The following is a 17,425-nucleotide window of genomic DNA, read 5'->3' on the forward strand; positions in this document are numbered from 1 at the left end:
GCGGCCGGGTCACTGGGAAGCGGCCAGGCCGGAGGGTGCCGCGCCGGCTCAGACGATCGCCATGTCGACGAAACGGGACAGGTGGAGCTGCGCGGCCACGGTGATCGAATCGGTCGGCCCGTTTCGGTGCTTGGCGACGATGAAGTCCGCCTCCCCGGCGCGCGGCGACTCCTTGTCGTAATAGTCATCTCGGTGCAAAAGAATTACTACGTCAGCATCCTGCTCAATCGAGCCGGATTCTCGCAAATCGGACAACTGCGGTCGCTTGTCCGTACGCTGCTCCGGGCCACGGTTCAGCTGACTCACCGCGATCACCGGGCACTCGACCTCCTTGGCAAGCAGCTTGAGGCCACGGGACAGGTCCGCGACCTCCTGCTGTCGGCTCTCGGTGCGCTTCGGCGACGTCATGAGCTGGAGATAGTCGACGACGATCAGCTTCAGGTCGTGCTTCTGCTTGAGCCGACGCGCCTTCGCCCGGATCTCCATCAGGTTCATGCTCGGCGTGTCGTCGACGAAGAGCGGCGCCTCGCTGATCTCACCCATGCAACGGGCCAGCTTGGTCCAGTCGTCGTCGGAGAGCTGGCCGCTGCGCAGCACGTGCAGCGGGACGCGGGCCTCCGCCGAGAGCAGTCGCATGACGATCTCGACCTTGCTCATTTCGAGCGAGAAGATCGCCGACGCCTGATTGGCCCGGATGGCCGCGTTCCGGGCGAAGTCCATGCTCGCGGTGCTGTTGTGCGTCGGGATCATGGACCGGCCGGCCAGGTAGAGGTGGTCCGGGTTGTCCACCGTCACGCAGCGGACCGGGACGCTCGGCACCGGCCGGACGTCGACGATGAACCGGGCGCGGGCGTCCGGGGCCGTCCGCTGCCGCGCGGCGTGCGCCGCCCGCCTGTCCGCCAGGCGGAAGACGGTGTCGGGCGTCGAGAAGTCCACGGTGTACGCGGCGGGCGAGCCCTCCCGTGCCGGCTGCTCGTCGATGGTGCACTGGTAGCCGAGGCCGACCACGAGTTCCCGGACGCAGCCGGCCAACCGGCGGGAGGTCGAAACGTACCGGAGGGTCCCGTCGGGGCGCACCGTCCCGGCGGCGTCCATCAGGCCCGCGAGCAGTTCCCGGCGCTGGTCCTCCGACGCGCGGAGGTACTCCGGCGGGAGGTGCGGCTCGGCGCTGCCCTCGCCGACGCCCACCCCGAGGGTGTACGGCGCGACGGCGAGATCCCGCTCGGGCAGCCGCAGCGGCGCGCAGTTCCCGACGGCGTGGCGGGGTTGCCGGCCCGCCGCGTCGGTGTGCAGCGTGGCGGCGATCCGGGCGGTCGTCACCGCGTCCTGGGCGGCGGTGGTCCGCCACAGGTGCTCGGCGTCGGCCACGACGACCGAGCCGTCGGAGAACTCGACCTCGTAGCAGGGGCGGTCGTGCCGCACCTCGAAGGCGGCCGTGACGGTGGTCGGTGTGCCGTCCGCGGCGAGGAGCCGGTCACCGACCGCCACCTCGCCCATCGTGGTCCAGCCGTCGGGGGTGGGCAGCGGGGTGTCGAGCGCGAGCGCCTTGCCCAGACCGGGTCGGCCGGCCACGATGATCAGCTGACCGGGGTGCAGGCCGTTGAGCAGCCGGTCGAGGTCGGTGAAGCCGGTCGGCACGCCGGTCATGACGCCGCCCTGGGCGCCCACCGCCTCGATCTCGTCGAGGGTCGGCTGGAGCATGTCCGCGAGGATGGCGAAGTCCTCGCTGACCCGGCGCTCGGTGATCTCGTAGACCGCCTGCTGCGCGAGGTCGACGATGTCGTCGACGTCGCGGCTGCCGTTGTTGCCGGTGCCGTACCCGAGCTGCACGATCTTGGTGCCGGCCTCGACGAGGCGGCGGAGCACGGCCCGCTCCCCGACGATGCGGGCGTAGTAGGCGGCGTTGGCGGCGGTGGGGACGGTCGCGATGAGGGTGTGCAGGTAGGGCGCGCCGCCGATGCGGGCGAGGTCGCCCGAGTCGGCCAGGGCGGCGGCCACCGTGATCGCGTCGGCGGGCTCGCCCCGGCCGTAGATGTCGAGGATGGCGTCGAAGATCGTGGCGTGCACCGGTCGGTAGAAGTCGGTGGACTTCAGGATCTCGACGACGTCGGCGATGGCGTCCTTGGACAGCAGCATGCCGCCGAGGACGCACTGCTCCGCGGCGACGTCCTGGGGTGGGGTCTTCTCGAACTGGCCGTCCCGCTGCGCGGGTGCCGGTGGCTGGCCGCCGCCCCGTGGTTCCGTCCGCATGTCGTCGGTGACCGACACGGGATCCCCCCTCCGCTGCGTCGGCATGGACTACCGCTCCGCCGCCGGGCACGACGACGTCCGATCGGACCGGTCGGGTCGATCGGGGGGTCATCGCACCGTCGGTCGAGAGGCAACCATACGGAACCCGAGGTCAGCGACTCAACCAGGCCGGTGGACGAGCCTTGGGACAACCTGTGGACGCCGGTGGACAACATGTGCGCAGGGTGTGCACAGGTTGTGGATAAGTGTTGGGGAATTCTGGCCCGAAACGCCGTGACCTGCGCAAACACCGTCCCCACCCTGTGGAGGAGAAATTTCTGGTGAGCTTCCCCGGCGCTTCGTCCCGTACTATCTCCTGCAAACGGCTACACCTGGACAGCGGATTGCACTTTCGGTTCAGAAGGGTCACGCTCCGGCCGTGAGACACCGGGACTGGGGACGCGGGGAGGGCAGCCCGCGCGAGTGGCAGGCAAGCCTCCCGTGGGACGCCTCCGGCGACCAGCCTCCGGTCGACCCGCCCAGCTCGGCCGTCGAGCGCTACCGCACCCCGAGCCGCCGCCGGGCCGCGCGCCGTGGTCAGCAGGAGCCGGTCGAGACCTACCTGCCGCGGTGGGCGCTGGACTCGGGTGTCGAGCGGGCCGACGGCGGGGGTCGACACGCGGCCCCCGACGACGACGATGACGACGTCCGGCCCCGCTCGGGCTCGGGCTGGCGCACCACCGAGACGACCACCAGTTGGCGGCGCGTCAGCGAGACGACCTGGCGGGACGTGCCCGCGATCGAGGCGGCCCCCGAGCGGGAGCGGCCCGGCGGATGGCGGGACGTGCCCGCGATCGGCGCGGCCCCGGAGCCCGAGCGGCCCGGTGGCTGGCGCGACGAGCCTTCCCGCGACGAGGGTTACGTGGGCAGCAGGCGGGCCGACGAGGACGATCCGGTGTCCGGCGCGGCGCGGGCGGCCCGCCCCCGCCGGTCGTCGTCGCGCCGCCCCCAGGTGGTCTGGTCGGGCCTGGAGGACGTGGGCACCGCGACCGGCGCGGACGCGACGGAGGGTGGGGGGCGGCGGACCCGCCGCAGCCGCCGGGCGGGCGCGGACACCTGGTCCGCACGACCGGCCGTGGACCCGTGGGAGCGGGGCTCCGCGGACGCGCCGGAGACCAGCAGCGAGACGCCCTCCTACCAGCCGGCGGTGGACCCGTGGGACGCCTCCGGCGTGCACGCGTGGGACCGGTCGGCGGTCGAGAGCCGGTGGGAGTCACCCGACGGCGCGGCCCGCTGGGACCAGACCGGCGAGATCGGCGACATCGGGCGGTGGGACCGCACCGGGGAGATCGGCCGGTGGGAGGAGACCGGGGACGTCGGCCGGTGGGACCAGACCGGGGAGATCGGCCGCTGGGACCGGGCCGGGGAGACCGGGCGGCGGGAACGGTCGACCACCGAGACGGGGCAGTGGGGCCGGGTCGACGACGGGCAACGGTGGGATCGGTCGGTGGAGCCCCGGTCCGGGGACGGCTCGATCGAGGGATGGTCCTGGCCGGAGCACGTGGAGGGGTTCTGGTCGGGCACCCGGCTCGCGGGCGACGATCCCCGGTGGATGGACGCGCCGGCGTCCGCGCCGCGGTCACCGGTGGTGCCGTACACCGCCCCCCGGCCGCGGTCGGCGCCACGGCGCCGGGCGGAGCCGGCCCGGCGGAGGGGCGAGCCGGTCGGCGCGCGGACGGCGGACGTGCCGTCCCGTCGGCGGGCAGAGTCGACACCCGCCAGGTCCTGGAACCGTCGTCTCGAAGACGACCTGCTCGACCCGGATCCGGGCGGGCCGTTCCGGCCGTTGGTCTACACGGCGGCGTGCTATCTGCTGCCGGCGGTGCTGGTCTTCGTCTGGCTGCTGACGCTGGACGGGCAGGCACCGGCCGGCTGCGTGACGGACATCAGCGGTGGCGGCTGCGACTCGCCACGGTCGCACGCCATCGGCTCGCTGGTGAACGGGGCACCCCGGTTCGGCCTGGCGCTGGCCAGCAGCCTCCTGGTCGCGCTGCTGCTGCGGCGGGTCGGCACGACGTGGCGGTCGGCGACGGTGGCGCTGGCGGCAGCCGTCGTCGGCGGCGGGCTGTCGACGGTGATGATCAGCGCGGTGACCGGCCAGCCCATCGGCTGACCGAGGCCGCACGCGGCCCTCGGCGACACTCCGCCGCAGAGCGGGCCGTCCGTCTGCTCGCGCCTTCCACGGTTGAGCGGATCGTCTGCCTGCGCCGCCGGCCGAGCGGGATCGTCCACCCGTCGAAGCGGAAGGGCCCGCACCGGCGATCCGGTGCGGGCCCTTCGCGTGGTGCTGTCGGGTGTCAGCCCTGGACGACGTTCAGGTCGAACTTGGCGGTCACCTCGGGGTGCAGCCTGATGCTGACCGGGTACGCGCCGAGCGACTTGATGTGGCCGGGCGTCTCCAGCCGTCGACGGTCGAGGGCCGGGCCGCCGGCCGCCTTGACGGCATCGACGATCTCGGCCGGGGTGACCGAGCCGAAGAGCCGCCCGCCGTCGCCGGCGCGGGCCTTCAGGCTGACCTTGAGGCCCTCGAGCTGGGCCTTGACCTCGTTGGCGTGGCCGAGGTCGCGGATCTCGCGGGCCGAGCGGGCCCGCTTGATGACCGTGACCTGCTTCTCCGCGCCCTTGGTCCAGGCGATCGCGAAGCCCTGCGGGAGCAGGTAGTTACGGCCGTAGCCGTTCTTGACCTCGACGATGTCGCCCGGGGCACCGAGGCCGGACACCTCCTGAGTCAGGATGATCTTCATATCGGTGCCTCCTCTCAGCGGGCCGTGGCCGTGTACGGCAGGAGCGCCATCTCGCGGGCGTTCTTGACCGCGCGGGCGATCTGCCGCTGCTGCTGCGAGGTCACGCCGGTCACCCGCCGAGCGCGGATCTTGCCGCGGTCGGAGATGAACTTGCGCAGCAGCGCGGTGTCCTTGTAATCGATGTACGTGATCCCGTCCTTGTCGAGCGGGTTCACCTTCTTCTTTGGTTTGCGAAGTGCAGCGGCCTTGGCCATTGCTCGGGCTCCTGGTTTGCGATCGCGGGCGCTCGGCGCCATTAGAACGGAGGCTCCTCGTCGAAGTTGCCGCCACCCGAACCACCGCGCGAGGGAGCCGGCGCAGCCGAGGCCCAGGGGTCGTCGAAGTTGCCTCCGCCGCCGCCCTGGTTGCCACCACCGCCACCGCCGAAGCCGCCGCCACCGGAGCGGGACATCTTCTGCACCTTCGCCGTGGCGTAGCGCAGGGACGGGCCGATCTCGTCGACCTCCAGCTCGATGACGGTGCGCTTCTCACCCTCGCGGGTCTCGTAGGACCGCTGACGCAGCCGGCCCGACACGATCACCCGGGCACCGCGCTGCAGCGACTCGGCGACGTGCTCGGCGGCCTGCCGCCAGACCGTGCACGCGAGGAACAGCGGCTCGCCGTCCTTCCACTCGCCGGACGCCTTGTCCATGAACCGGGGCGTCGAGGCGACCCGGAACTTGGCGACCGCGGCCCCCGAAGGGGTGAAACGCAACTCGGGGTCATCGGTCAGATTGCCGATGACCGTGATGGTGGTGTCTCCTGCCATGACCATCTCCTCGCGCACTCATCGTTCGCCGTACAGGCTCTCAGGGCCCTACGACAACCTCGATGAGGCTGATCCGGGTGGTGAACCGGGTGGACTGTTAGCGCGTCTCCGGCCGGATGACCTTGGTGCGCAGCACGGACTCGTTGAGCCGCAGCTGACGATCCAGCTCGGCCACCGCCGCAGGCGTGGCCTGCAGGTCGACGACAGCGTAGATGCCCTCGGCCTTCTTGTTGATCTCGTACGCGAGGCGCCGGCGGCCCCATACGTCGGTCTTCTCGACCGAGCCACCCGCGGTCCGGATCACGTTCAGGTACGTGTCGAGCGACGGGGCGACGGTGCGCTCCTCGAGGCTGGGGTCGAGGATCACCATGATCTCGTAATGACGCAAGACGTGCTCACCTCCTGTGGGCTAGGCGGCCACGGTCCTTCCGTGGCAGGAGGTCTGGCGTCGTGACCGCTCCGGACCGGGGGAACCCGGCCGGACGCGGACAACCGGACCAGGATACCCGGCCCGGACGATCATGCCCGGGCAGGTCGACGTCGGCGGTTCCCGCGCCGCCGCCGGGACGCGACCCGGCGGCGGGCAGGGGCGCGCGTACGGGAACCGGGGGCCGGGCCGACGACGCGCGTCGAACCCGGCCCCCGGTCACGAGGCCGCGGGGCGTCCCGTCCGCATTCCTTGGGTGGGACCTGGGGAGGAACGACCACACCGATGAGGTTGGACCGAAACGCCCCGCGGAGCTTCTTGTGTTGTTATCCGACCGTACAACGATTTCGTCACGTGTGGAGAGAATCAGCACTTTTGCCCGATGATCGGCAGAAGGCCCGCCGTCGATCCCACCCGGACCAACGACCGGCGGGCCGGCCGGGTGACGACCGGTCGACCCGCCGACCGACACCGCGACCCGACCGACACCGCGACCCGGCCGCTCCGTCGCCCCGCACGTCGGTGCCTCGACGTAGGCTCGCCTGCATGCGTATCGGAGCCCACGTCGATTCCGCCGACCCGCTGTCCGAGGCCACCGCCCGAGCCGCCGACGCCGTGCAGTTCTTCCTCTCCGATCCGCAGGGCTGGAAGGCCCCGAAACCCAGGGAGGACGCCGACCGGTTGCGCGCCGCCGAGGTCGACCTCTACGTCCATGCGCCGTACGTCATCAACGTGGCGACGCTGAACAACCGGATCCGCATCCCGAGCCGGAAGCTGCTGCTCGGCCACGCCACGGCGGCGGCGGAGATCGGCGCGAAGGGCCTGATCGTGCACGGCGGGCACGTCAACGCGGGCGACGACCTGGCGGTCGGGTTCGACAACTGGCGCAAGACCTTCGCGTACGCGGCGGACGCCGGGGGCTTCGCCCTGCCGGTGCTGATCGAGAACACCGCAGGTGGGGACAACGCCTGCGCCCGACGCCTCGACGCGCTGGCCCGGCTCTGGGACGCGCTCGGCGACTACGAGGTGGGCTTCTGCCTCGACACCTGTCACGCGCACGCCGGGGGTGAGGAGCTGCTCGACCTGGTCGACCGCGTGAAGGCGATCACCGGGCGGATCGACCTGGTGCACGCCAACAACTCGAAGGACACGTTCGGTTCGGGGCGGGACAGGCACGACAACCTCGACGGCGGCACCATCGACCCGGAGCTGGTGGTGGCCGTGATCCGCGCGGCGGGCGCCCCGGCGATCGTGGAGACCCCCGGCGGCGTGGACGGCCAGGGTGCGGACATCACCTTCCTACGCGACCGACTCGCCGTGGGGAGCCCGGCCGCATGACGACCGAGCAGTCCGGCGCCACGGACGAGGCCACCGCCGCGACGAAGCCGACCACGGCCGGCGCCCCCGCGGCGGACGCGGCCGGGCCGGACGCCACCGGCACGGAGCCGGCCGCGGGCGGGACAGCCGGGACCGAGCCGGCCGTCGGCGAGACCGCCGGGAAGGCCACCACCTCCGGCGACCAGGACGCCCGAAAGAACGGCGAGTCCGGGAAGGACGGCGAGCCCAGAAAGGACGGCGGCACCGAGGACGCCAGCAGCGCGAAGGGCGGCGACACCGACGCCGGCGGTTCCAGGGACGGCGACGGCACGAAGGACGACAGCAGCGGCAAGGAGGGCGGGAAGCCGGACCGCTGGGAGGCGTTCGCCCCCGCCCCGGAGCCGGTGCCGGGTCGACTGCGGCGCGGGCTGCGCGCGGTCGGCCGTTTCGGCGTCCACGAGTGGACCCTGGCCGTGCTGGGCTCGCTGGCGCTGGCCGTCGCGCTCACCTGGCCGACGCTGCGCTACCCGCGCCACACGCTTCCGCAGGACTACTGGGACCCGAGCCTCCAGACCTGGCAGATGGCCTGGTCGGGGCACATCCTGAAGACCAACCCCGCGCAGCTGTGGCACTCCAACACGTTCTTCCCGGAGCCGTGGAGCTTCGCCTTCTCCGACACCCTCCTCGGGTACGCGCCGGCCGGCATGATCGGCACCGGCCCCGAGGCGGCCCTGCTCCGCTACAACATCATGTTCGTGCTGGCCCACGCGCTCGCCACGCTCGGGGCGTACGCGCTGGCGCGGCAGCTCGGGGCGGGGCGAGCGGGCGCTGCGGTGGCCGGGGTCGGCTACGCGTACGCCCCCTGGCTGCTCGCCCAGGCGGGGCACCTGCACATCATCTCCAACGGCGGCATCCCGCTGGCGCTGGCCATGCTGGCCCGCGGGCACGGCTGGTCGCTGCGCCACGGCTACCGCCCCGAGCGGCGGCACGCCGGGTGGGCGTACGCCGGGTGGGTGGTGGCCGCCTGGCAGCTGAGCCTGGGCTTCGGCATCGGGCTGCCGTTCGCGTACGTGCTGGCGGTGGTGACGCTCGTCGCCACCGTGACCTGGTTCGTCCGGCGCCGGTCGGTGCGGCGGCCGTTCGGGGTGCGGCTGCTCGTCGCCGACGTCGTCGGCGCGCTGCTCTTCGCGGGGGTGGGCGCCCTGCTGGCCGTCCCCTACTTCAAGGTCGCCGAGCTGCACCCGAACGCGGCCCGCACCCTCGACGACGTCGGCATCTACTCGCCGCCGCTTGCGGGCTTCTTCACCGCACCGGCCGAGTCCCGCGTCTGGGGCACGCTGCACGAAGGGGCGCGCGCCGGGCTGCCCTGGAACTCCCCGGAGATGACCCTGCTGCCCGGCTTCGTGCTCTACGCGCTGGCGGCGGGCGGGCTGTTCTTCTCGGTGTGGCGGCTGCGGCACAGGCTGCTGCTGCTCGCCGGGGTGGTGGTGACGGCGGTCCTGGCCATGGGCACCCGGTTCTTCGGCGGCACCTTCACCTACGGTCTGCTGTTCGAGTATCTGCCGGGCTGGAACGGCCTGCGCACGCCGGGGCGGATGATGCTCTGGACGACGCTGCTGCTCGGGCTGCTCGCCGCCGGGGCGGTCAGCGCCTTCGCGATCCGGGTGCGCGAGTGGGCCGCCGAGCGGGTCCCGCCGTGGCCGGGCCCGTGGCTGCGGCTGGCCACCGTGCTGCCGCTGCTGCTGGTGATCGCCGAGGGCCTCAACGTCACCCCGCATCCGGTGGTGCCGGTCCAGCCCGCCGCGATGCGGTCGGTGGACGGCCCGCTGCTCGTGCTGCCCAGCGACCAGGGCCCGGACCAGCTGGTGATGCTGTGGTCGACCAGTCGGTTCCAGGACGTGGTCAACGGCGGCAGCGGCTTCACCCCGCAGCGGCAGATCGAGATCCGGAAGGCGACCGAGACGTTCCCGGACCAGGCGAGCGTGACCTACCTGCGTGCCCTGGGCGTGCGCAACGTGGTGGTGCTGCGCGACCGGATCGCCGGCACGCCGTGGGCCACCACGATCGACGCCCCGGTCGACGCGCTCGGCATCACCCGCGAGCAGGTCGACAACGCGGTGGTCTTCCGCTTCTGACGGCGCGCCCGGCTGCCGCGCCGGGCCCGAGACGCGGCCGGCCCGGGCCGGAAGCCCGGGCCGTGCCGAGCGCCGTCAGGCCGCCGTCGGGGCGGGCACGGCGGCGGGCTCGCTGGGCTCGGGTCGCCGTCGCCACCGGTCCACCCAGGGCGCGTCCGGCGCGCCGTCGAGCACCCCGCCGTCGGGGTCGTCGGCGTAGGTGTCCCGCACCGCGTCGCGCTCGGGGTGCAGGATCTCCTTCACGACCAGCACGCAGAGCAGCGCGACGGTGCCCAGCCGCAGCGTCGCCGCCAGCACGAATACCCCCTCGGGGAAGACCGGGCGGCTGGTCGCCGAGCCGAGCAGCTCCCCGTAGAAGGCGGCGAAGTAGCCGATCTCGGCGACCTGCCAGGCGATGAAGGCACCCCACTTGGGGCGGGCGAGGACGACCAGCGGCAGCAGCCAGAGGACGAACTGCTGCGACCAGACCTTGCTGAAGATGAGGAACGCGGCGACGACGAGGAAGGCGAGCTGCGCCAGCCGGGGCCGCTTCGGCGCGCGCAGGGCCAGCACCGCGACGCCGAGGCAGGCCAGCCCGAACAGGGCGTACGAGAGCCAGTTCAGGGTGGGGATGTTGGCGTTGAGCCACTCGAACGGCCCCATCGAGCCGGGGCCACCGGTGTTGACCTTGCCGTCGAGGTAGCGCCCGATGTACCAGAGCGTGCCCCAGTCGATGGGCCGGGTGGTGTTCAGCTCGAAGAAGCGGTCCCAGTTGTCGCGGTAGGGCACTGCCGCGGGCAGGTTGACCGCGACGAGGGCGACGAGCGCCGTGCCGACGGCGGTGAGGCCGGCGCGGATCCGGTTGGCGCGCAGCGCGAGCACGAGGATCGGCCCGAGGACGAACAGCGGCCACATCTTGGCCGCGCCGGCCAGGCCGAGCAGCACCCCGGCCAGTGCCGGCCGGCTGCGGGCCCAGGCGAGGAAGCCGAACGCGGCCAGCCCGACGGCGAGCAGGTCCCAGTTGACGGTGGCGGTGAGGAACAGGGCCGGGGCCAGCGCGAAGAGGGCGGCGTCCCAGGGTCGTCGGCGGCGCAGGGCGAGGATGACCGCGACGGTCGCCACGGCGAGGGCGCTGAGCACCAGGGCGTTGGCGTTGTACGCCCACTGCCCCTGGTTGATCTCCGGGTTGTCGACGCCGAGGGCGTGCACCGGCAGCCCGAGGGCACCCATGAAGTAACCGGTCAACACCGGGTATTCGACGGGGTGGTCCCGGTAGGGCACCTTGCCCTCGTTGAGCCCCTCGGCGTAGTAGAGCGCCAGCACGTCGGTGTAGCACATCCGCGTGTACTGGATGTTGTTCTGCCACGCGCCGTCCTGGCAGGGGGACTTCTGCACCCAGTGCAGGGCGAGGGTCAGGCAGGCCAGGGCCAGCACGATCCGGGCGGCCGTCCAGAACCGGCTCTCCCGGTCGGCGGGCCGGTCCAGCGCCACCGCGTGGTCGCCCAGCGGGCCACCGATCAGCTCGGATGCGCCACGGACGAACCCGTCCGACCGGGACGGGTGGTCACCAGTGCCAGCGTCGTCTGTGCCGGCCGTCGGCTGGATGCTCATGAATGGCATCCTGCCGCACAAGTGCGTTCTGGACGAGAGCTTCGGGCGTTAGACCGCAGGTTGCCGATCGACTGGAGCCCGGCGGGCCGCCTGACCCCGCCTGTGTCGGTTCGATGATCGAACGGTGGCCCCTGCCTGCATGATCTGCCCATTATTCAGCTCAAGTGATTGGACCATGCCGATGCCGTTCCTCAACCGCGGCCTGCGCTCCCGAGCCGGATTCGACGGGCCGAGTCACCACCGTCTGGCGAGGCCGGGTGCCATCATGGCCGCCGCGGCCTCCGTCGCCGCGGTGCTCCTCGCTCCCGCCAGCGCTTCCGCAGCCACCGTGGGGTGTGGCAGCCCCTGCGACAACAAGGACCCGCAGACCTACACGGCGGTCGTGGGAACTGGGAGCGGCAGTTGTTACCAGGATGCGATCACGGCGGCCTCGACCACCTACGCCGAGCTTCGGTACAGCCCCTGGTGCCGGACCGCGTGGGCCCGACAGACGGGAAGCATCGGCTACATGAGCGGGGTTCTGGTCCAGAGCTACTACACCGACGGACGCCTGCGCGCGACGTACGACGACATCCCCGGGTACGCCGGAACGTGGTCCAGCATGGCGAACGACAAGGGCCTGCTCGCCCGCGCCTGCTTCTACCAGTACAACTCCGAGCTTGATCAGGCGAACGACAAGAAGACCATCATGTATTGCACCAGCAAATACTGAGCTGCCCAGCGGGCGCCCCGACGGCGTGTTGCCGTCGGGGCGTCCGGCCCGCCGGGGACAGACGGCCTGCGCCCGGCCCACCGCCACCTGGCCGGCCTCAGCCGCGCCCCCACGGCCCGACCACGCTGCGAAGTCGCTTGACGAGCATCGAGTAATGGCTATGCTTGGCGTGACCTTGGACTAGGGTCGCATCAATACTGCACGGGGGCATGAATTGAAATTCGCATTCCTTGGTCCATTAACAATCAAATCAGGATCATCGACACTGTCGTGTTCGGGGCCACGCAACAGAAGCCTCCTCGCGGCTCTCCTGCTGGACGCCAACCGGACGGTCTCCATCGACCGGTTGATCGACGTCGCCTGGGATCATCCCCCGGAGACCGCGCGCCAGCAGGTGCAGAACAGGATCGGCCGACTCCGCGCCCTGCTGGGGCGCACGCCTGGCCAGGGGATCCGCAGCACCGGAGGCGGCTACCTGCTGGAGGTCCGCGAGGAACAGGTCGACGGGCTCAGGTTCCGTCGGCTCTGCGCCGAAGCTGAGCAGGCTCGACGACTCGGCGAACTTGATCGCGCGGCCGAACGTCTCCACAGCGGCCTCGACCTCTGGCAGGGCTCCGCCTTCCAGGACATCGACTCGCTGACGTTACGCGGAGACGCGATCGGGTGGGAGGAAGCCCGACTGAACGCCGTCGAAAGCCTGGTCGACGTCGAGTTCAGTCGACATCGGCACAACAGCATCCTGATCGACCTACACCACTGGGTCCAGCGCTACCCGTACCACGAGGGCCTGCACTGCCGGTTGGCCGAGGCGCTCCACGCCAGATCACGTACCGGCGAGGCCCTGCACGTCCTGCAGCAGCTCAGTGCCCGGCTCACCCGGGAACTCGGCATCGACGCCTGCGCCGCCGTCCAGAGCCTCCAGCGTCACCTCGGGAGGACACCGGACGTGGACGAGCCCGCGCAGGTGCCCGGGGCCGTTCGCCGAGCCTCGCCGGGAACGATGCGGGTACGCCGTTCGTCTCTTCCCGCCGTCCCGACGGCCTGAGCGAAAGTGGGGCGGCGGCCCGGTCGTTCCTCCGGGCCGCCGCCCCACCAGGGTCACCTGTCGCCTCAGTACTTGTCCGTCCACCAAGTGGTGGGGCCGGCCGACGCCTCGGCCCGGGCGAGCAGGCCCGCGTCGTTGACCATGGGCGTGTAGTAGGCGCCGGCGAATCCGCTGTAGGAGGTCCGGACCGCGCCGCTGGTGTAGTAGCTCTTGACCGTCGGGTAGTAGAAGTCCGAGCTGACCCGGGCCCAGGCGGTCCGGCACCTCGGGCTGTACCGGAGCTCGAGGTTGATGCCGTCGGTGTTGGACTTGGCGGTCACGGCATCGTCAGCGCAGTAGTGGTAGCACGTGCTACAGCCACTGGAGTAGATCTTGTAGCTCGCGGGGTTCTTGCCGTCGCACGTGGCGCCGCACCCGGTCGCCAGCAGCTCCGCATCCGAGATCATCGTCCCCTCTTCCGGGTCGAGGTTCTCGGGGGTGACGACGGCGGACGCCGGGGTCACGCCGTGCGGCGCGGACGGCGCGGCACTCGCCACCGATGGCGCGAGCAGTCCCGTGGAAAGACAGAGCGCCAGCACAGCGCCCACCTGAGCAGTTCTTCTTCCGAGCAAGGTGCACCTCCAAGACATCAGCTGCCGAAAGGTTCTCCCAGGCACTCACCGCCGGTTCATCGTTTCGTCACCGGTCCCGGTCGAAGGGCAGCGGAGGCGCGAACGGCGGCCGGACGTGAAGTCCGACCGCCGTTCGTGATGTGGTGACCGCTCAGCTACTCCCGCGCGCGGGGTGCGAGCGTCGGCAGAATGCCTCCCCCGTTGCCTCCGCCTGGTCGTGGATCGGTCGGGTCACCACCCGGCGGGGTCGGGGACTCGGGGCCACCAGGATTGTTGGGGCCACCGGGGCCGGGGTTGGTGGGGTTCTGGCAGAAGATGTCCAGCGGGTTGCAGTTCGGCACTTCGGGGGTGGTCGGCGGCGGCGGGGGCGGCTCGGTGCCGTTGCCGGCATCCTGGTCACCCATCCCGGTGGCCGCCGGCAGGCTCTCCTTGTCCTTGCCGTTCAGTGCCGCGTTCATGTAGCGCTGCCAGATGGCGCCGGGCAGCTTCGAGCCACCGATGTCGTTGCCGTCCTTGTCGATGATCTGCGGCTTCTTCGGGTCTCGGCTGCCCACCCAGACGGCGGTGGCGAGCTGGGGGGTGTACCCGACCATCCAGGCGTGCGCGTTGTGCCTGCTGTCGTACTCCCAGGTACCGGTCTTGGCTGCGGCCTCCCGACCGCCGTCCAGGGACCGGTTGTTGGGGCCGGGGATCTGCTTGAGGACGCCGGTGACCTCCTTCGCGACGTCGGCGCGGATCCGCTGCTGCGGCTTCAGCTTCTCGCTCGCGACCATCTCCCACTTGCCCGTGTCGACGTTCTGCTTCTCGACCTTGATCACGAAGTGGGCCTTGTTGTACTTGCCGTCGTTCGCGAGCGTGGCCAGTCCGTTGGCGTGGTCGAGCACCGTGACCGGGTACTGGCCGTAGCCGATGACGCGGTCGAACTTGCTGGGGGCGAGATCCTTCGGGTCGTTCTTGTTGAGGTCGTACGCCTTCGGCGGGTCGACGGTCCAGATCGTGGACACGCCGGCCTGCTTGGCCATGTCCAGCACGGCGGACGGCTTGATCTTCTCGGTGACGTGGAAGAAGGGCACGTTGTACGACTGGATGGTGGAGAACTCCAGCGTGCACCACTTGCCGCAGGTCCGGCTCACGTCCCGGTTGGCGTTCTGTACCGGCGAATCGAAGCCCTCGGGCTTGAACGGGGTGGCATCCCAGTGCGACTTCACCGAGATGCCGGCGTTCACCGCCGCGGCCAGCGTGTAGACCTTGAACGACGAACCGGGCTGGTGCCCGCCGACGAGATCGCCGTTCTTGTCGGTGTTCTTGCCCGCGTAGTCGAAGTCCGCGCCGCTGTCGCCGCCGTAGTAGGCGAGCACCCGGCCGGAGTTCGGCTCGATCGAGACGACCGCCGCCATCAGGTTCTTGGGCTGGTCGTTGAGCTCCGAGTTCTTCTTGGCCCGCATCGCGGTGTTCTCGGCAGCGGTCTGGAGCTTCGGGTCGATCGTGGTCTGGATGCGGTAGCCGCCGTCGCGCAGCGCGTCAACGCAGCTGATCTTGCCCGCCGCCCCGCTGTCGGAGCAGATGCCCCACTGGTCCATCTCCTGCCGCACGTAGTTGATCACGTTGCCGCGCGGGCTCGCCACACCGAACGCCGCCGAGCCGGCCTTCTTGGGGCTGAGCGTCTTCGGGTACTCGGCGTCGGTGGGCCGCTTCGGCGTGTTCGGCGCGTCGATCCAGCCCTCGGCCGCCATGCCGTCGAGCACGTAGGTCCAGCGCGACTTGGCGTCGACCGGGTTGACCGCCGGGTCGTATCCCTGGTGGGTGTCGCTCGCGACCGGCTGCTTGATCAGCCCGGCGAGCACCGCCGCCTGGGCCACGGTGAGCTGCTTGGTGTGCACGCCGAAGTAGGTCTGAGCCGCGGCCTCGATGCCGTACGCGCCGCGCCCGAAGTAGATCACGTTGAGGTAGTGCTCCATGATCTCGGGCTTGCTGTACTTGTCGTTCAGCTTGGAGGCGAGGATCGCCTCCTTGACCTTCCGGGCGTACGAGTCGTCCTTCAGGTTCTCGTAGGCGTTACGGGCGTACTGCTGGGTGATCGTCGAGGCGCCCTGCTTGTCGCCGCCGGAGAGGTTGTTCCAGGCCGCGCGGGCGATGCCCTTGTAGTCGACGCCGGAGTGCCGGTAGAAGTTGCGGTCCTCGGCCGCGGCCACCGCGTGCTGCACGTGCTCCGGGATCTCGGTGATCTTGACCAGCTGACGGTTCTCGCTGCCGAGCTTGGCCAGGACCGTCTTGTTGTCCTTCGCGTACACCGTCGTGGAGAGCGGCAGGGGAACCTGCGCGGGCAACACCACGGTCGTCGAGTAGTAGGTGAAGCTGACGACGCCGATGCCGGCGAGCATGATGAAGACCGCGAAGCCGGCGATCATCATGTTGATCCGCCGCCGCTTCTTCGCCCGCGCGCTCGCACCCGGGTCGCGGGCGCCCCGGCCGCTCCGCCCGCCGGCCGGGCCCACCGGCCCGCCGGGACCACCAGGACCACCAGGCCCGCCGGGACCACCAGGGACGGAAGCCACCCCGGCCCGACCGACGGAGGCCCGCCCGGCGAGCCCGCCGACGGCCGCCGCGCCGACGCTGGCCCGCCCACCGGGCGCCGGGGACACCGGCACAGACGCCCGGCCCGCACCGGCTCGCCCGGCAGCTGGCGCCGGGGAGACGGGCACCGAGGCCCGGCCGGCCCCCGCGCGCCCGACCGAGGCGGAGCCCACCGAGGCGGAGCCGGCGGCGGTTCCGCCGCGCGGCGGCACCGCTGCGGAGCCGGCACGCGGCGGCACCGCCGCCGAACCGACGCGCGGCGGAACCGCCGCCGAACCACCCACCGAGGCGCGGCCACCCGCAGCCTGGCCGCGGGGCGGCACGGAGGCGCGGCCCGGCTGTGCCGTACCCTCTGACCAGCTGCCGCGGGCGTCGTCGCCGCGACGGTACGCGTCGGCCGGGCCCGCACCCGGGTCGCCGTGGGCGCCCGGTATCTGGGCCCGCCCGCGCGAGGAGCTGGGATCGCCGTACGAGTTCATTCCTCACACCCTGCCGGTCGCGGTGGGACGCGATCGCGCCGCCACCGGTTTGCCGTGAGCTGAAACACAGGACGCCGCCGCCCGAACGAGTCGGGCCGAGGGCATCACTTCCGGATCAATCGGACCTATCGGTCCTAAGAGCTGTCGGCCGTCCCGCCTCCTCCACATCGGGCCAACCGAGTCAGCTGGGTTCACCGTTGCGCCTCTCGCCTCCGCCGAACGGCCGGGCCGGCACCCGGGGCCGTGGCGGCCGAAGCGCCGGCCGCGCCCTGGTCCGACCCGTTCTCCGCGCCGCCGGCCAGCCCGTCCCGGCCCAGCAGGAACTGCTCGACGAGGTGGTTCCAGCCGCAGCCGAGGCACACCTCCACCACGAACACCTGGAACTCACGCAGCGTCATCGCCAGGACGGGCAACTCGGCAAGGGTACGCGCCTGCCCGGCGGACTGCTTGAGTTCGTCCCCGTAAATGTAGTGGACGTGGGTGAGGTTCTCGCTGCGGCAGATCGGGCAGCGCTCCTCGGTGGGTTCACCGTGGAAGCGGGCGGCGTTCTTCAGGTACGGCGACGCGTCGCAGACGTCGTACGTGCCCACCCGGCCAGCGAGAAGTTCACGCAGCACCGCTCGCTTCCGGAGCGAGTAGTCGACGACCTGGCGCTGCGTACGCATGCGGAGAAGGGTACGCGGTCCGGCGCGGC

At 71.5% G+C, this 17,425-nt stretch carries 14 protein-coding genes; 5 read left to right on the forward strand and 9 right to left on the reverse strand.

The annotated features are described in order from the left end of the window. Positions 1 to 48 precede the first annotated feature (48 nt). Complete coding sequence (gene dnaB / locus TK50_RS01370) at positions 49 to 2,268, reverse strand: replicative DNA helicase (RefSeq protein ID WP_043960959.1); 2,220 nt, start codon at positions 2,266 to 2,268, stop codon at positions 49 to 51. Positions 2,269 to 2,668: 400 nt separating this feature from the next. Here dnaB and TK50_RS34305 point away from each other — a divergent pair, with 400 nt between their 5' ends. Further along, positions 2,669 to 4,402 (forward strand): hypothetical protein, encoded by a 1,734-nt coding sequence (locus TK50_RS34305; RefSeq protein ID WP_043960961.1) that lies wholly within the window; start codon positions 2,669 to 2,671, stop codon positions 4,400 to 4,402. 184 nt (positions 4,403 to 4,586) lie between these two features. Here the strand turns inward: TK50_RS34305 and rplI are convergent, their stop codons facing one another. The 4 genes from rplI to rpsF all read right to left on the reverse strand — a co-directional run bounded on the left by rplI (position 4,587) and on the right by rpsF (position 6,229). Then, on the reverse strand, positions 4,587 to 5,033 hold the full coding sequence (gene rplI / locus TK50_RS01380) for a 50S ribosomal protein L9 (protein ID WP_007073788.1): 447 nt from the start codon (positions 5,031 to 5,033) through the stop codon (positions 4,587 to 4,589). 14 nt (positions 5,034 to 5,047) lie between these two features. Continuing rightward, a complete protein-coding gene (rpsR, locus tag TK50_RS01385; RefSeq protein ID WP_007073789.1) occupies positions 5,048 to 5,287 on the reverse strand; it encodes a 30S ribosomal protein S18 in 240 nt (79 codons plus the stop codon). 41 nt (positions 5,288 to 5,328) lie between these two features. After that, a complete protein-coding gene (locus TK50_RS01390) occupies positions 5,329 to 5,859 on the reverse strand; it encodes a single-stranded DNA-binding protein (RefSeq protein ID WP_176734099.1) in 531 nt (176 codons plus the stop codon). 79 nt (positions 5,860 to 5,938) lie between these two features. Beyond that, on the reverse strand, positions 5,939 to 6,229 hold the full coding sequence (gene rpsF, locus TK50_RS01395) for a 30S ribosomal protein S6 (RefSeq protein ID WP_043960965.1): 291 nt from the start codon (positions 6,227 to 6,229) through the stop codon (positions 5,939 to 5,941). Positions 6,230 to 6,814: 585 nt separating this feature from the next. On the opposite strand from rpsF, the gene TK50_RS01400 reads away from it, so the two are divergent. Continuing rightward, positions 6,815 to 7,606: a deoxyribonuclease IV gene (locus tag TK50_RS01400; RefSeq protein WP_043960966.1), complete on the forward strand. Its 792-nt coding sequence runs from the start codon at positions 6,815 to 6,817 to the stop codon at positions 7,604 to 7,606. Then, on the forward strand, positions 7,603 to 9,720 hold the full coding sequence (locus TK50_RS01405) for a collagen-like domain-containing protein (protein WP_043960967.1): 2,118 nt from the start codon (positions 7,603 to 7,605) through the stop codon (positions 9,718 to 9,720). Before TK50_RS01400 ends, TK50_RS01405 begins: the two co-directional genes overlap by 4 nt. Before the next feature lie 75 nt (positions 9,721 to 9,795). Here the strand turns inward: TK50_RS01405 and TK50_RS01410 are convergent, their stop codons facing one another. Continuing rightward, a complete protein-coding gene (locus TK50_RS01410; protein WP_043960968.1) occupies positions 9,796 to 11,310 on the reverse strand; it encodes a glycosyltransferase family 87 protein in 1,515 nt (504 codons plus the stop codon). 265 nt (positions 11,311 to 11,575) lie between these two features. Between TK50_RS01410 and TK50_RS31930 the strand changes: the two genes are divergently transcribed. Continuing rightward, positions 11,576 to 12,022: a DUF2690 domain-containing protein gene (locus TK50_RS31930; protein WP_158499143.1), complete on the forward strand. Its 447-nt coding sequence runs from the start codon at positions 11,576 to 11,578 to the stop codon at positions 12,020 to 12,022. Positions 12,023 to 12,236: 214 nt separating this feature from the next. Then, positions 12,237 to 13,067, forward strand: a complete 831-nt coding sequence (locus TK50_RS01420) for an AfsR/SARP family transcriptional regulator (RefSeq protein WP_082106116.1) — start codon at positions 12,237 to 12,239, stop codon at positions 13,065 to 13,067. A 65-nt stretch (positions 13,068 to 13,132) separates the two neighbouring features. Here the strand turns inward: TK50_RS01420 and TK50_RS31935 are convergent, their stop codons facing one another. The 3 genes from TK50_RS31935 to TK50_RS01435 form a co-directional block, all read right to left on the reverse strand. Continuing rightward, positions 13,133 to 13,654 (reverse strand): DUF2690 domain-containing protein, encoded by a 522-nt coding sequence (locus TK50_RS31935; RefSeq protein ID WP_158499144.1) that lies wholly within the window; start codon positions 13,652 to 13,654, stop codon positions 13,133 to 13,135. Between the two features lie 179 nt (positions 13,655 to 13,833). Continuing rightward, positions 13,834 to 16,731, reverse strand: a complete 2,898-nt coding sequence (locus tag TK50_RS01430; RefSeq protein WP_043960970.1) for a transglycosylase domain-containing protein — start codon at positions 16,729 to 16,731, stop codon at positions 13,834 to 13,836. A 191-nt stretch (positions 16,732 to 16,922) separates the two neighbouring features. Continuing rightward, a complete protein-coding gene (locus tag TK50_RS01435; RefSeq protein ID WP_043960971.1) occupies positions 16,923 to 17,396 on the reverse strand; it encodes a DUF5318 domain-containing protein in 474 nt (157 codons plus the stop codon). Between the last annotated feature and the right edge of the window lie 29 nt (positions 17,397 to 17,425).

It is taken from the genome of Micromonospora haikouensis (genome assembly GCF_000876225.1).
Lineage (GTDB): Bacteria > Actinomycetota > Actinomycetes > Mycobacteriales > Micromonosporaceae > Micromonospora > Micromonospora haikouensis.

Excerpts from the sequence above, each read along its gene's own strand:
- TK50_RS31930 (WP_158499143.1), top strand. The coding sequence starts at position 11,576 with ATGGCCGCCGCGGCCTCCGTCGCCGCGGTGCTCCTCGCTCCCGCCAGC.
- TK50_RS01430 (WP_043960970.1), bottom strand. The coding sequence starts at position 16,731 with ATGAACTCGTACGGCGATCCCAGCTCCTCGCGCGGGCGGGCCCAGATA.
- TK50_RS01400 (WP_043960966.1), top strand. The coding sequence starts at position 6,815 with ATGCGTATCGGAGCCCACGTCGATTCCGCCGACCCGCTGTCCGAGGCC.
- TK50_RS01410 (WP_043960968.1), bottom strand. The coding sequence starts at position 11,310 with ATGAGCATCCAGCCGACGGCCGGCACAGACGACGCTGGCACTGGTGAC.
- rplI (WP_007073788.1), bottom strand. The coding sequence starts at position 5,033 with ATGAAGATCATCCTGACTCAGGAGGTGTCCGGCCTCGGTGCCCCGGGC.
- TK50_RS01405 (WP_043960967.1), top strand. The coding sequence starts at position 7,603 with ATGACGACCGAGCAGTCCGGCGCCACGGACGAGGCCACCGCCGCGACG.
- rpsR (WP_007073789.1), bottom strand. The coding sequence starts at position 5,287 with ATGGCCAAGGCCGCTGCACTTCGCAAACCAAAGAAGAAGGTGAACCCG.
- TK50_RS01435 (WP_043960971.1), bottom strand. The coding sequence starts at position 17,396 with ATGCGTACGCAGCGCCAGGTCGTCGACTACTCGCTCCGGAAGCGAGCG.